Below are 13,687 nucleotides of genomic sequence, written 5' to 3'. Positions count from 1 at the left end.
CGGGTGCAGTGGCCGGCCGGTGTTGTCGGTGACGGACAGCGTGTCGGCGGGTCCGGTGATGGTGATGGCGCCGCGGTGGTGCATGCGGTGGTGATAGGGGCACAGCAGCACCAGGTTGGTCAGCTCGGTGGGCCCGCCGTCTTCCCAGTGCCGGATGTGGTGGGCGTGCAGTCCGCGGGTCGCGCCGCAACCCGGGACCGCGCAGCTGCGGTGGCGGTGCTCCAGCGCGCGGCGAAGCCGCCGGTTGACGGTGCGGGTGGTCCGCCCGGCGCCGATCACCCGCCCGTCGCGCGCGAACCAGACCTCGCAGGTCGCATCGCAGGTGAGGTACTGGCGCTCAGCGTCGGAGAGCAGCGGACCCAGGTGCAGCGCCCCGCTGCGCTTGTCGACGTCGACGTGCACCACCACCGTGGTGCGCTGCCCGTGCGGGCGCCGGGTGGCCTCGGCGTCCCAGCCGGCCTCGACCAGGCGCAGGAACGCCTCGGCGGTGTCGGGCATCTCCCGATCGCCGTGCTCGCTTTTCCACTCGGTGATCAGCGCGTCCAGATGGGACTGCAGCGCCGCGTCGAACATCGCCGCCTCGTCATGGGCAAGGGTGATCCGCCAGCTCGACCAGCGCTCACCGCAGGTCTTGGTGACCGAACGCTGCGGCTCGGGCCCAGGAGCCGGTTCCGGGCGCGGCTCCAGGCGCACCGCGGTGCGCAGCTGGTTGACCGTGGCCACCGCGGCCAGCTCGGCGTAGTGCTCATCGGAGCCCTGCCCGGCCCCCGCTGCGATCACCCCGACCTGATCCAGCGACAGCCGGCCCTCCCGCATGCCCTGCGCACAGCGCGGAAACTGCTCGAGCCGGCGCGCGACCGCGGAGATGGCGTGCGCGTTAGCCGATGACGAGCCGAGCTTCCAGGCCACCAACGCCGCCACCGAACGCGCACCCGTGCCACCCCAGAGCCCGTCGCGGTCGATCTCGGCGACGATCTCCACAATGCGCCCATCAATCGCGTTACGCTGCCCCGCCAGCTCCGCCAACTCACCAAAGAGCACCTCAAGGCGCTCACTGGTCGTCACAACGGCGGACATGACTACATCATCACAGCGGGGTACGACAGATTCAGTCCTCCGGGTTGTAGCCGAGGTTGGGACCCAGCCAGCGCTCGGCCTCGGCCAGGGTCCAGCCCTTGCGCTTGGCGTAGTCGGCGACCTGGTCCTGGGCCAGCCGCCCGACCACGAAGTACTGCGACTGCGGGTGCGAGAAGTACCAGCCGCTGACGGCCGCACCCGGCCACATCGCCATCGACTCGGTCAGCTCGATGCCGGTCCGCTCGGTGACGTCCATCAACTCGAACAGGGTCACCTTCTCGGTGTGTTCCGGGCAGGCCGGATAGCCGGGGGCGGGGCGGATGCCGGAGTATCGCTCCGCGATCAGAGCCTCGTTGTCCAGGTGTTCCTCGGGGGCGTATCCCCAGAACTCCTCGCGCACACGCTGGTGCATCCGCTCGGCGAAGGCCTCCGCCAACCGGTCGGCGAGTGACTCCAGCAGGATCGCGCTGTAGTCGTCGTGAGCGGCCTTGAACTCGGCGATCTTGTCCCCGCTCCCCAGCCCGGTGGTGACGGCGAAGGCGCCGACGAAGTCCGGGATCCCTGTTTCTTTGGGGCCGACGAAGTCGCCGAGGCTCCGGTTGGGGATACCGTCGCGATGCTCGCCCTGCTGGCGCAGGTTGCGCAGTGTGGCCAGAACCTTGGTGCGGGTCTGGTCGGTGTAGATCTCGATGTCTTCAGATCCGGGGCCGACCGCGTTCGCCGGAAAGAAGGCGATCACCCCGTTGGCCCTCAGCCACTTCTCCTTGATCAGGGTGTCGAGCATCTCCTGCGCGTCGTCGTAGAGCTTGCGGGCGGCTTCGCCGGAGACCGGGTTGTTGAGGATGTCGGGGAAACGGCCCTTCATCTCCCAGGCGTTGAAGAACGGCTGCCAGTCGATGTACTCGCGCAACTCGGCGAGGTCGTAGTCGGAGAACTCCCGCACTCCCGTGCCGATCGCGGGTACCGGCGGTGTGTAGTCGTCCCAATCGATCGGCGTCCGGTTGGCGCGGGCCTTGCCCAGGGTGAGCATCGGACGCTCGTTGCGCTGCGCGTGCCGTTCACGCAGGGATTCGTAGTCCTTCTCGGTGGCCTCCAGCAGGGCCGGGCGCTGCCTGTCGTCGAGCAGCGCGGCCGCCACCGGAACCGAGCGGGACGCGTCCTTGACCCAGATCACCGGACCGGACCGGCGCGGTGCGATCTTGACGGCCGTGTGGGCGCGGGACGTGGTGGCACCACCGATGAGCAGCGGGATGTCCAGTCCCTCCCGCTCCATTTCAGCCGCGAAGTTCACCATCTCATCCAGCGACGGGGTGATCAGCCCGGACAGCCCGATGATGTCGGCACCGTGTTCCTTTGCCGCATCCAAAATCTTCTGCGCGGGCACCATCACTCCGAGGTCGACCACGGTGTAGTTGTTGCACTGCAGCACCACCCCGACGATGTTCTTGCCGATGTCGTGGACGTCGCCCTTGACGGTGGCCATGATGATCGTCCCGTTGCTGTCGTCGGCGGTCAGGGCGCCGGACTCCTGCTTCTCCGCTTCGATGTAGGGCAGCAGATACCCGACGGCCTTCTTCATCACCCTGGCTGATTTCACGACCTGCGGCAGGAACATCTTGCCGGCGCCGAAGAGGTCACCGACGACGTTCATCCCGTCCATCAGCGGGCCCTCGATGACCTCGATCGGCCGGCCTCCGGCAGCGGCGATCTCGGCGCGCAGTTCCTCGGTGTCATCATCGACGTGCGCGTCGATCCCCTTGACCAGGGCATGGGTGATCCGCTCGCGAACCGGCAGGCTGCGCCATTCGGCGGCGGTGGGGTCCTCCGCCTTCTCCGTCTTGTTGAACCGTTCGGCGATCTCCAACAGTCGCTCGGTCGAATCCTCGCGACGGTTCAGCACGACGTCTTCGATGCGTTCCCGCAACTCCGGGTCGATCGAGTCGTACGGCACCAGAGCACCCGGGTTGACGATGCCCATGTCCAGGCCGGCCTTGATGGCGTGGAACAGGAACACCGCGTGGATCGCCTCACGGACCGGGTTGTTACCCCGGAACGAGAAGGACACGTTGGAGATGCCGCCGGAGATGTGCGCGGCGGGAAGGTTCTGCTTGATCCAGGCGCAGGCGTCGACGAAGTCGATGCCGTAGGTTGCGTGTTCCTCGATCCCGGTCGCCAACGCGAAGCAGTTCGGGTCGAAGACGATGTCCTCGGCCGGGAAGCCGACCTCGTCGGTGAGGATCCGGTAGGCGCGGTTGAAGATCTCCTTGCGGCGCTCGAGGTTGTCGGCTTGGCCCTGCTCGTCGAAGGCCATCACGACGACTGCGGCGCCGAACTTGCGGCACAGCCGCGCTTCGCGGACGAACTTCTCCTCACCCTCCTTCAGCGAGATCGAGTTGACGATCGGCTTGCCCTGCACGTTCTTCAGGCCGGTCTCCATGACCTCCCACTTGGAGGAGTCGATCATGAACGGGACTCGGCTGATGTCCGGCTCGGTCGCGATCAGTTTGGTGAACCGGTCCATCGCGGCGACGCCGTCGATCATGCCCTCGTCCATGTTGATGTCGATGATCTGCGCGCCAGCCTCGACCTGCTGCAGGGCGATCGACAGCGCGGTGTCGTAGTCACCGGCCTTGATCAGGTTGCGGAACCGGGCCGAGCCGGTGATGTTGGTGCGCTCACCGATGTTCACGAACAGCGAGTCGGCGGTGATGTTGAGCGGCTCCAGGCCGGAAAGCCTGGTGGCCAACTCGATCTGCGGCACGGTGCGCGGTGGTTTGCCCTCGACGACCTTGGCGATGGCGGCGATGTGCGGCGGTGCCGTCCCGCAGCAGCCACCGACCAGGTTCACCAGGCCGGCGTCGGCGAAGTCGGCGATGTAGCCGGCCTGCCGGTCCGGGGACTCGTCGTACTCGCCGAAGGCGTTGGGCAGCCCGGCGTTCGGGTAGCAGGAGACGAAGGTGTCGGCGATCCGCGACATTTCGGCGATATAGGGCCGCATCTCCGGCGCGCCCAGGGCGCAGTTGAGCCCGACTGCGATCGGCCTGGCGTGCCGGATCGAGTTCCAGAACGCTTCGGTGACCTGACCGGACAGTGTGCGCCCGGAGGCATCGGTGATGGTGCCCGAGATGATCACCGGCCAGCGGCGTCCGCGCTCCTCGAACAAGGTCTCGATGGCGAACACCGCCGCCTTGGCGTTGAGCGTGTCGAAAATCGTCTCGATGATGATCAGGTCGGCGCCGCCGTCGACGAGGCCGTTGGCGGCTTCGAGGTAGGCGGCGACCAGCTGGTCGTAGGAGACGTTGCGCGCACCCGGATCGTTGACGTCCGGCGAGATCGACGCGGTCCGGGTCGTCGGCCCGAGGGCGCCGGCGACGTAGCGGGGCCGGGCGGGCGTGCTGAACTCGTCGCAGGCCTCGCGCGCCAGGGTGGCGCCGGTGTAGTTCAGTTCGTAGCTCAGCTCGGCCATGCCGTAGTCGGCGAGCGAGACCGCGTTCGCGTTGAAGGTGTTGGTCTCCAGGATGTCGGCACCGGCCTGGAGGTACTCGCGGTGGATGCCCTCGATGATCTGCGGCTGGGTCAGGTTGAGCAGGTCGTTGTTGCCCACCAGGTCGCTGGGCCAGTCCTTGAACCGTTCGCCGCGGTAGCCGGCCTCGTCGGGGCGGTCCCGCTGGATCGCCGTGCCCATCGCGCCGTCGATCACCATGATCCGCGTCCGCAGGGTCGCCGTCAGCTCGTCGGTGCAGTCGGGGCGGATGTTGCGCGCAGCGGTGCTCGGGTCGGGAGTGTCGGAAGCGCTCACAAATACCCTCCTTCCTGCGCGGAAGGCGTCCTTGACTCTGCCGAGCGTGGCGGATACCCGGGGGCCTCACCGTGCGGGGAGCCCTCCCGAGTGGCCGTTGCAACGCCTCTCGACGCCCCGAAGTCTACGGTGCCGCCCGCTTGCCGGTCTGATGCGGCTCATCTGAGCCGGGCAACGCTTAGGCTGGATGGGTGACAGCGCCGAACTTCAGCGGCACCGACGGTCCCGACCTGCCCGAACTCCACAACGCGGTGATCATCGCGGCTTTCGAGGGCTGGAACGACGCCGCCGATGCGGCCAGCGACGCCCTGGACCACCTCGACGCGATTTGGTCGGCGCGACCGGTCGTCGAGATCGACGACGAGTCCTACTACGACTACCAGGTGAATAGGCCGGTGATCCGCCAGGTGGACGGGGTGACCCGCGAACTGGTGTGGCCGTCCATGCAGATTTCGCACTGCCGGCCTCCGGGGTCCGACCGCGACATCGTCCTGATGCACGGGGTGGAGCCGAACATGCGCTGGCGCAGCTTCTGCGCCGAGCTGCTGGCCATCGCCGACAAGCTCAACGTGGAAACGGTGGTCATCCTGGGTGCGCTGCTGGCCGACACCCCGCACACCCGGCCGGTCCCGGTCTCCGGGGCGGCCTACTCGGCGGAGTCGGCGAAGTTCTTCGGGCTGGAGGAGTCCCGCTACGAGGGCCCGACCGGGATCGCCGGCGTTTTCCAGGACGCCTGCGTGGCGGCCGGGATCCCGGCGGTGACGTTCTGGGCGGCGGTGCCGCACTATGTGTCCCAGCCGCCGAGCCCGAAGGCCACCGTCGCGCTGTTGCGCCGCGTGGAGGAGGTCCTCGACATCGAGGTGCCACTGGCCGACCTGCCCGCCCAGGCCGAGGAGTGGGAGCAGGCCGTCAGCGAGATGGCCGCCGATGACGAGGAGATCGCCGACTACGTCGCCAGTCTCGAGCAGCGGGGTGACGCCCAGGTCGACGTCAATGAGGCCCTGTCCAAAATCGACGGTGACACGCTGGCCGCCGATTTCGAGCGCTATCTGCGCCGCCGCGGCCGCTGACCCACGGCGCCCGCCCGGCGCCCCGGCACCCAGGAGGAAACCATGAGACTGACGCTGAGCGAGGCCGATGCGGCGTTCCGCGAGGAGTTGCGGGACTTCTTCACCACCGAGATCCCCGCCGAGATCCGCGAGCGCGCCCGCAACGAGGACCTCAAGTATCCCGATGACCTCGTCACCACCCAGCGGATCCTCAACAAGGCCGGCCTGGCGGTGCCGAACTGGCCGGTTGAATGGGGCGGCAAGGACTGGTCGGGCCTGCAGCTCCAGATCTGGGCCGACGAGATGCGCCTGGCGTGTGTGCCCGAGCCCTTGTCGTTCAACGCCAGCATGGTCGGGCCGGTGATCGCCCAGTTCGGCTCCACCGAACTCAAGCAGCGCTTCCTGCCGCCCACCGCGAACCTCGACATCTGGTGGTGCCAGGGCTTCTCCGAGCCGGAAGCCGGATCCGACCTGGCCAGCCTGCGCACGATGGCGGTGCGCGACGGCGACCACTGGGTGATCAACGGACAGAAGACCTGGACCACCCTCGGGCAGTACGCCGACTGGATCTTCGTGCTGGCCCGCACCGACCCCGACGCCCCCAAGAAGCAGGCCGGGATCTCCTTCATCCTGGTCGAGATGTCCACTCCGGGCATCACCCTGCGACCGATCAAGCTGATCGACGGCAGCTACGAGGTCAACGAGGTGTTCTTCGAGGACGTCCGGGTCCCGGCCGACCAGCTCGTCGGCGAGGAGAACGCGGGGTGGAGCTACGCGAAGTTCCTGCTGTCCAACGAGCGCACCGGCATCGCCCGGATCGGCGCCACCAAGGTGTGGCTCGCCGAGGTCAAGGAGCGGGCGGCCAAGACGGCCCTGGGCCACGGCACGCTGCTGGCCGACCCGCTGTTCGCCGCCCGGGTCGCCGAGATCGAGAACGAGTTGCTCGCCCTGGAGCTCACCGAGTTGCGGGTCAGCGGGGACGAGGGCAACGGCAAACCCAATCCGGCGTCGTCGATCCTCAAGTTGCGCGGCACCCAGTTGCAGCAGGCGGTGACCGAGTTGCTGGTCGAGGTGGCCGGCCCGGCGGCGCTGCCGTTCGAGGCCGGCGACGCGATCGAATCACCGCGCTGGGCGCAGGAGTCGGCGGGCCGCTATCTGAACTTCCGGAAGGCCTCGATCTACGGCGGCAGCAACGAGATCCAGCGCACCATCATCTCCTCGACGATCCTCGGCCTGTGAGAGGCGCCCGGTGAACTTCGACCTGACCGAGGAACAGCAGCTTCTGGCCGACACCGCGCGCGAGGTGCTCTCGCGCAGCCGTGAGCACCTGGACTCGCCCGGCTGGAGCCGCGAGGTGTGGCGGCAACTGGCCGAGATCGGGATCCTCGGGCTGGGATTCGACCCCGCGGAGTCCGGCCCGATCGAGGTGGCCGCGGTGATGACCGAGGTCGGTCGCCACCTGGCCCCCGAGCCGATCGCGACCGCCGCCCTGCTGCCCGGCGCGGTGATCGCCGCGTGCGGATCCGATCACCAGCGGGGTCTGCTCGACGCGGTCGCTGCGGGCGAGCGGCTGCTGGCCTTCGCCCACACCGAGCCGGACACCCGCGGCGCCGCGCAGCGGGCCGCTCAGCTGACGACGCGCGCGACCCGCGACGCGGGGGCGTGGACGGTGACCGGGATCAAGAACCCGGTGCTGGCCGGGGACTGCGCCGACACCCTGGTGGTCAGCGCCGCGCTGCCCGGCGGCGGGGCGGGCCTGTTCCTCGTCGACGCCGAGGCGACGCGCCGCAGCGGCTACCGCACGTTCGACAACCGGACCGGTGCCGAGGTCCGCCTGGAGAACACCCCCGCCGAGCAACTCGGCCCCGACGGCGACGCGACCGCGCAGATCGAGGCGGCGGTGATCCGGTTCCAGTCGGGGCTGTGCGCCGAAGCGGTGGGCGCGATGGAGGAGGCACTTCGGCTCACGACCGAATACCTCAAGACCCGCAAGCAGTTCGGCGCGCCGCTGAAGAGCTTCCAGACGCTGACCCAGCGAGCTGCCGACATGTACGTATCGCTCGAGGTGGCCCGCAGCATGAACCTCTACGCCGCGGTGTGTGTCGCCGACGGCCGGTTCGACCCCGTGGTGGCCGCCCGGGCGAAACTGCAGATCGGCCGCTCGGGACGCCATATCGCCCAAGAGGCGATCCAGTTGCACGGCGGGATCGGCGTCACCGCCGAATACCCGGTCGCGCACTACGCCGCGCGGCTGACCGCCATCGAGCAGACCTTCGGATCGGCGACCGATCAGTTGCGGTTGCTCAGCGAGCAGGTCGGCGAATACAGCGTGGCGGTGCTGTAAGGCGCTCAGCCGCTCACCCGCTCGGCCCGCCGCCGGGTCGCCAAGACCGTCGCGGCGGTGAAGACGTTGATCAGGCACTGCCCGCCGAAGTACACGATCCAGTTGCTCGCGTACAGCGTGGTGGAGATCGGCGCGCCCGGCGGCTGGGCCAGCCAGGTGGTGAACAGCACCAGATCCGAGTACGGCAGCAGCACCGCGCCGATCACCACGACCACCGCGTCGAGGCTGAACCGGCGGGCCACCAGATAGCGGATCGCCAGCCAGGGCAGCAGCACGTACAGCGTGGCGTTGAAGGCGAACGATCCGTAGGACAGCGCCGGACTGCCGGCGACTCTGCTCGCCACCGAGGTGAACCACCCGATCACGTTGACGGCCGCAATCACCGGAATCGCGATCAGTAATCGCGGACGGGCAGGCAGCAGCGCCAAGCCTTTCCACAGCCCGACGATGTAGCAGCTGTAGCCCAGCCCGAAGAACAGCAGCGCCCAGGTCAGCTTCAACGTCACCGGATTGACGTCGCTGAGTTGGCTGTTGACGTAGTCGCCCACGAGGGTGAACGCCAGGCCGGCGGCGAAGAGCAGCACGACCGCCGCATCGTCGGCACCCTCGCGCCGCCGACTTCGGTAGAGGGCCAGCGTGATCGCCAGCAGCGCGGCCATCAGCGCGAGGTGCAGTCCGTGATAGGCCGCCACCGGCAGGGGCAGCATTCCCGACAGCACCGCGGACTCCGCCGCCAGCGAGCCGGCCAGCAGCACGGCCAGATACTTCAGGAAGGTCTCCGCTGTCATACCGGCGAGCGTAGGCTGCCCGCCATGGCTACCTACAACTGTCCTACCTGCAACATGTCGACCGTCGTCACCTGCGGACACTGCGGCGCTGATCTGGTCGACGGCTCCCTGACGACACCCGACGCCAGCAAGGTCCAGATCGCGGAGTGCCCCAACGGCGACGGCAAAATCAAGTCCCCGCTGTGCTGCGGCACCGACATGACCTGCGCGGTCTGACTTACGGTCGGCGAGAGGCCGGAGTCCATCGGAGCAGCAGTCGGGGACGCGGGGAAATCTGCCCCGGCCGCTAGGGCGCTGCGCGGCCGACGAAGGCGGTCACGAGGTGGTTGAACTCGTCGGCGTGCTCGATCATCGCCCAATGTCCGCATCGGTTCATCAGCACCAGCCGCGCGTCGGGGATCGCGGCCAGAATCACCAGTGAGTTCTCGAAGTGAACGACCCTGTCGTCGCGGCCGTGGATCAGCAGCGCCGGGGCACGGATTGCGCCCAACTCCGCGGTCGTGGCGAACCTGCGCACCGGTCCGCCCAGAGGGATCCCGGCCAGGAAGTTGCCCAGGTGCTCGGGACGCTGGGCGGCGGCCTCTGCCCGGGCCTGACACAACTCGGCGGTGGCGAAGGCGGGGTCGAACACCATGATCTGGACGAGGCGCTCGAACGCCGCCGCGGTCGGTGTGGCGTAGGCCTGGACCAGTGCTTTGAGTCCCTCGCTCGGTCCGGCGGGCCCGAACGTCCGGGGCCCCAGATCGGCCGGGACGCCCATCGTGATGAGGTGACTGACCCGGTCGGGATGTTCGGCGGCCAGTCGCACGGCTGTCACACCGCCCATCGAGTTGCCGACCATCGCGGCCCGTTCGATTCCCAGGGCGTCCATGAATTGCAGGACCGCACCGACGTGGTCGAGTCGTTCGGCGGGGCAGGCATCGGAGGCTCCCCAGCCGGGCATGTCGGGAGCGAGGACGTGGAAGTTCTCGCCGAGTGGACCGATGTTCTCCGAGAAGTTGCTCCGCCCGGTGGCGCCCGGCCCGCTGCCGTGCAGCAGGATCACCGGGTGCCCAGCACCGGCCTGCTCGTAATGAATCATCCAGTCACTCGTCGTGACAGTGCTCATGCGGGGACTCCGGCGCCGCTGACCTCCGGCACGGTCACCTCGTCGCGGGTCAGCGAGCCCAGTGCGGTCCTGAGCTGTCCGAGTCGGGCGATCACCGTCTGGCCGACCGGGGTGTGGCCCCAGATGCTGATGCCCTTATGCGTGCTGGGTTCCCAGGTGTCCTCGTTGACCATGATCGGATTCCAGCCGATCTCCCACTCGAAGCCCGAGGGTGTCTTGGCATAGAACGACATGGCCCGGTCGTTGGTGTGCTGACCGATCGACAGGGCAATATCAAAACCGTTGTCGCGCATCCGCATAAACGTCGCCAGCAGGTCGTCAAGAGTTGACACCTCTGAGTTGATGTGCTGCACGCGCGTCGGAAACGGGTCGATTCGCACCCGCTGGGATGCCGCGATTGCCACCGTGTGGTGACGCTGATTGAAACGCAGGAACCGCAGCTTGAAAGTGATTCCGGCCAGGCTCTCCTCGATGAAATCGGTGAGGCGGGCGTCGAGCAGGCGGGCGTAGTAGCCGTGCAGGAGATCCGGCCGGCGGGTGCTGATCGCCACGTGCCCCATGCCGACCGCGCCGGCGTGGAACCCGCTGACCCCGGTAAGCGCAGGAGAGCCTGCCAGGAGGGGCTCGGCGTACATTTCCTGGGCGACACCCTTGGGGCCGGGAAAACGAACCAGTCGGGCCACTCCGCGCAGGGCGGCCTCGGCCTCGGAGCACCGTTCGACCGGCACGCCGGCGGCCTGCAATCGGGCGACGACTTCGTCGAAGCCCTGGTGACCGGCGACCTCCCAGCCGATCGCGGTGAGGTCCTCGGCGGGTCCGCGGCGCAGCAGAATCCGACAGGTGCGATCATCGAGACGGAATCTCAGCGCGTCCGGCTCGGAGTCGTCGAGTTCCCAGCCGACGGTGTCCGCGCCGAAGCGTGCCCAATCGGTGAAACGCTGCGTCTCGATGACGACGTAACCCAGGCTCACGCTTCCGAACAGCGAATCCGGCCCCGCCGCCGTCGCACCGGCCATCCCGACCTCCGATATGTAGCGATCATTCTAATTGGAGTGGTCGCTACGCTAAGGTAGCCTTGCAGCCATGTCAATGGTGGTTTCCCAGGACCGGCCCCGGCGCCGACGGAGCGACGGCGCGGAGTCCTACCGGCGCATCCTGGAGGCGGCCGGCGAGGTGGCCGGGATGCGGGGGTACGACGGCACCTCGATCGCTGCGGTCTCCGCGGCCAGTGGGCTGCCGGCGAGTTCGATCTATCACTTCTTCGCCAACAAGGACGAACTCATCGCCGCGGTGATCACGAGCAGTTTCGGCGAGTTGCTGTCCTCGGTCGACCTCACCGAGGAGGCGTTCGCCGCCGGTGGGGTGGGTCTTGAGGGACTTCTCGACGCGGTGGCGGCGACATTCCTGGGCAATCCGAGGTTCCTGAGGTTGGGCCTCATGCTCAGCCTCGAGCAACGGCCGTCGGAGGCCAGCGCCCGTCGGGCCTTTCGGTCGGCCCGCGCAGAGGCCACCGGCTATCTGCTCCGGGTCATCGCCGCACGATGGCCCCAACTCGGGCCGGCCGACGCCGACCTTCTGGCCACGTACGTGATGGCGGGGGCCGACGGGTTGTTCATCGCACGTGAGATCGACGAGACGGTGGATCTGCGTCGCCTTTTCGCGCTGCACATTCGCGCGGCGGTGCATCTTGCCGGTGAGCTGCTCGGGGATCGAGGTCGCTAGCGCACACCCAGCAGCGCGTCGATCGCGGTACGGACGGTCTGCGGCGCCGAGGTGTCGTGACCGGAGTACTCCAGCGCGTCGGTTGCCCAACCATCAACGGCGGCAAGCGCTTTCGGGGTGTCCAGGTCGTCGGCGAGGTAGCGGCGCAGGCGCGTGATCATGTCGGTGCAGTCCGGCCCGGCCGCTAGCGCGGTAGCGGTGCGCCAGAGTTCGAGCCGGGCCACCGCCTCGGCGAGCACCTGATCGCTCCAGTACCGGTCGGCGCGGTAGTGCCCGGCCAGCAGTCCGAGCCGGATCGCGACCGGGTCCACCCCGTCGGCCCGCAGCCGCGAGACCAGCACCAGGTTGCCCCGGCTCTTGGACATCTTGTGGCCGTCCCAGCCGATCATCCCGGCGTGCACGTAGTGCCGGGCGAAGCGGCGCTGGCCGGTCAGGGACTCCGCGTGCGCGGCGGAGAACTCGTGATGCGGGAAGATCAGATCACTGCCCCCGCCCTGCACGTCGAAGCCGAAACCGATGCGGTCCAGCGCGATCGCGGCGCACTCGACATGCCAGCCGGGTCGCCCGGGGCCGAACGACGCGGGCCAGCTCGGCTCGCCGGGGCGCTGCGCGCGCCACAGCAGCGCGTCGAGCGGATCGGCCTTGCCGGGCCGCTGCGGGTCTCCCCCGCGCTCGGCGAACAGCCGCAGCATGGTCTGGCGGTCGTAGTTGGACTCGTAGCCGAACTGGACGGTGGCGTCGGCGCGGAAGTAGACGTCCGGGTAGCCCGGGGCACTGTGGTCGTCCACGACGTAGGCGGCCCCGCAGGACAGTAGTTTCTCGACCATCTCGACGACCTCGTCGACGAACTCGGTGGCCGCGACGTAGTCGCGGGGCGGCAGGACCCGCAGCGCGGCCATGTCCTGTCGGAACAGTTCGGTCTCGCGCGCGGCCAGATCGCGCCAGTCCTCGCCGTCACGCTCGGCTCGCTCCAGCAGCGGATCGTCGACGTCGGTGACGTTCTGGACGTAGTGCACCCGGTGGCCGCCGTCCAGCCACACCCGATTCACCAGATCGAAAGCCAGATAGGTGGCGGCGTGACCGAGATGGGTGGCGTCATACGGCGTGATGCCGCAGACGTACATGGTGGCCGTGGGGCCGGGCGAGGTCGGCCGCACCTGGCGGTCGGCGCTGTCATAGAGGCGCAGCACCGGACCGCGCCCCGGCAGTTCGGGGATCTCGACGCCCGGCCACGCGTGCACGTCAGCCCGCCAGTCCCATGGCGTCGAGCAGCAACCCGGCGACCTCGGGTCGGCACATCAGCAGATCCGGCAGGTAGGGATCGGGCTGGTTATAGCGCAGCGGCGAGCCGTCGATGCGCGTCGCGTGCAGCCCCGCAGCCCGCACCACCCCGGCGGGCGCGGCCGAATCCCACTCCCACTGTCCCCCGGCGTGGATGTAGGCGTCGGCGTCACCGCGCACCACCGCCATCGCCTTGGCCCCGGCCGAGCCGATGGCGACGAACTCGATGTCGAGCCGGTCGCGCACCCGCCACAGCACCGCGGGCGGCCGGTTGGAGCTGGCGGTGATGCGGATCGGGCCGGAGCGCGGCGGCGGCGGGGCGGACACCGTGTCGCTGCGGTGCAGTTCGCCCAGGGCGGGCAGGGCGACCGCGGCGTCGGTGATCGCCCCCTCCGGGCTGTCCGGGGTGCGCTGCCACAGCGCGACGTGCACCGCCCAGTCCTCGCGGTGCGGCAGGGAGAACTCCCGGGTGCCGTCCAGCGGGTCGATGATCCACACCCGGTCGGCGTGCAACCGGCT

The 13,687-nt window shown here is 68.7% G+C and carries 12 protein-coding genes; 5 read left to right on the top strand and 7 right to left on the bottom strand.

Annotated features, from left to right (window positions below; genetic code table 11):
- Both ACKOB8_RS10510 and metH read right to left on the bottom strand, forming a co-directional pair.
- Positions 1-1,077 (bottom strand): HNH endonuclease signature motif containing protein (locus tag ACKOB8_RS10510; RefSeq protein ID WP_526377160.1); only part of this gene is annotated, 1,077 nt, incomplete at its 3' end.
- A 31-nt stretch (positions 1,078-1,108) separates the two neighbouring features.
- Positions 1,109-4,876 (bottom strand): methionine synthase, encoded by a 3,768-nt coding sequence (gene metH / locus ACKOB8_RS10505; RefSeq protein WP_526377159.1) that lies wholly within the window; start codon positions 4,874-4,876, stop codon positions 1,109-1,111.
- Between the two features lie 191 nt (positions 4,877-5,067).
- Here metH and ACKOB8_RS10500 point away from each other — a divergent pair, with 191 nt between their 5' ends.
- The 3 genes from ACKOB8_RS10500 to ACKOB8_RS10490 are packed head-to-tail and all read left to right on the top strand — an operon-like array spanning position 5,068 to position 8,269.
- The gene (locus ACKOB8_RS10500) at positions 5,068-5,946 is read left to right on the top strand and encodes a PAC2 family protein (RefSeq protein ID WP_526377158.1); all 879 of its coding nucleotides are present in this window, start codon (positions 5,068-5,070) and stop codon (positions 5,944-5,946) included.
- 42 nt (positions 5,947-5,988) lie between these two features.
- A complete protein-coding gene (locus ACKOB8_RS10495; RefSeq protein WP_526377157.1) occupies positions 5,989-7,164 on the top strand; it encodes an acyl-CoA dehydrogenase family protein in 1,176 nt (391 codons plus the stop codon).
- A 10-nt stretch (positions 7,165-7,174) separates the two neighbouring features.
- Positions 7,175-8,269 carry an acyl-CoA dehydrogenase family protein gene (locus ACKOB8_RS10490; protein WP_526377156.1) on the top strand — a complete coding sequence of 365 codons (1,095 nt, stop codon included), beginning with the start codon at positions 7,175-7,177 and terminating at the stop codon, positions 8,267-8,269.
- 5 nt (positions 8,270-8,274) lie between these two features.
- Here the strand turns inward: ACKOB8_RS10490 and ACKOB8_RS10485 are convergent, their stop codons facing one another.
- Positions 8,275-9,057 carry a hypothetical protein gene (locus tag ACKOB8_RS10485; protein ID WP_526377155.1) on the bottom strand — a complete coding sequence of 261 codons (783 nt, stop codon included), beginning with the start codon at positions 9,055-9,057 and terminating at the stop codon, positions 8,275-8,277.
- A 24-nt stretch (positions 9,058-9,081) separates the two neighbouring features.
- Between ACKOB8_RS10485 and ACKOB8_RS10480 the strand changes: the two genes are divergently transcribed.
- Positions 9,082-9,273, top strand: a complete 192-nt coding sequence (locus ACKOB8_RS10480) for a hypothetical protein (protein WP_526377154.1) — start codon at positions 9,082-9,084, stop codon at positions 9,271-9,273.
- A 70-nt stretch (positions 9,274-9,343) separates the two neighbouring features.
- On the opposite strand, the gene ACKOB8_RS10475 is transcribed toward ACKOB8_RS10480, so the two are convergent.
- Positions 9,344-10,165, bottom strand: a complete 822-nt coding sequence (locus ACKOB8_RS10475) for an alpha/beta fold hydrolase (RefSeq protein ID WP_526377153.1) — start codon at positions 10,163-10,165, stop codon at positions 9,344-9,346.
- Positions 10,162-11,181, bottom strand: coding sequence for a VOC family protein (locus ACKOB8_RS10470; protein WP_526377152.1), 1,020 nt, complete (start codon positions 11,179-11,181; stop codon positions 10,162-10,164). The genes ACKOB8_RS10475 and ACKOB8_RS10470 overlap by 4 nt, the downstream gene beginning before the upstream one ends.
- Positions 11,182-11,248: 67 nt before the next feature.
- Between ACKOB8_RS10470 and ACKOB8_RS10465 the strand changes: the two genes are divergently transcribed.
- On the top strand, positions 11,249-11,887 hold the full coding sequence (locus ACKOB8_RS10465) for a TetR/AcrR family transcriptional regulator (protein WP_526377151.1): 639 nt from the start codon (positions 11,249-11,251) through the stop codon (positions 11,885-11,887).
- On the opposite strand, the gene mshC is transcribed toward ACKOB8_RS10465, so the two are convergent.
- The gene (gene mshC, locus ACKOB8_RS10460) at positions 11,884-13,128 is read right to left on the bottom strand and encodes a cysteine--1-D-myo-inosityl 2-amino-2-deoxy-alpha-D-glucopyranoside ligase (RefSeq protein WP_526377150.1); all 1,245 of its coding nucleotides are present in this window, start codon (positions 13,126-13,128) and stop codon (positions 11,884-11,886) included. The two genes, ACKOB8_RS10465 and mshC, sit on opposite strands and share 4 nt — an antisense overlap.
- Position 13,129: 1 nt before the next feature.
- Positions 13,130-13,687: inositol monophosphatase family protein (locus tag ACKOB8_RS10455; RefSeq protein ID WP_526377149.1), on the bottom strand; the 558-nt coding region annotated here is incomplete at its 5' end.

The sequence above is a fragment of the Mycobacterium sp. genome (assembly GCF_046091765.1).
Classification (GTDB): domain Bacteria; phylum Actinomycetota; class Actinomycetes; order Mycobacteriales; family Mycobacteriaceae; genus Mycobacterium.
The sequence above is the reverse complement of the archived record's forward strand: the minus strand, read 5'-3'. Positions and strand labels throughout refer to the sequence as shown.

What these genes read in the sequence shown, in the direction of transcription:
- ACKOB8_RS10470 (WP_526377152.1), bottom strand. Translation starts at nt 11,181, where the DNA reads ATGGCCGGTGCGACGGCGGCGGGGCCGGATTCGCTGTTCGGAAGCGTG.
- ACKOB8_RS10465 (WP_526377151.1), top strand. Translation starts at nt 11,249, where the DNA reads ATGTCAATGGTGGTTTCCCAGGACCGGCCCCGGCGCCGACGGAGCGAC.
- ACKOB8_RS10495 (WP_526377157.1), top strand. Translation starts at nt 5,989, where the DNA reads ATGAGACTGACGCTGAGCGAGGCCGATGCGGCGTTCCGCGAGGAGTTG.
- ACKOB8_RS10480 (WP_526377154.1), top strand. Translation starts at nt 9,082, where the DNA reads ATGGCTACCTACAACTGTCCTACCTGCAACATGTCGACCGTCGTCACC.
- ACKOB8_RS10485 (WP_526377155.1), bottom strand. Translation starts at nt 9,057, where the DNA reads ATGACAGCGGAGACCTTCCTGAAGTATCTGGCCGTGCTGCTGGCCGGC.
- ACKOB8_RS10475 (WP_526377153.1), bottom strand. Translation starts at nt 10,165, where the DNA reads ATGAGCACTGTCACGACGAGTGACTGGATGATTCATTACGAGCAGGCC.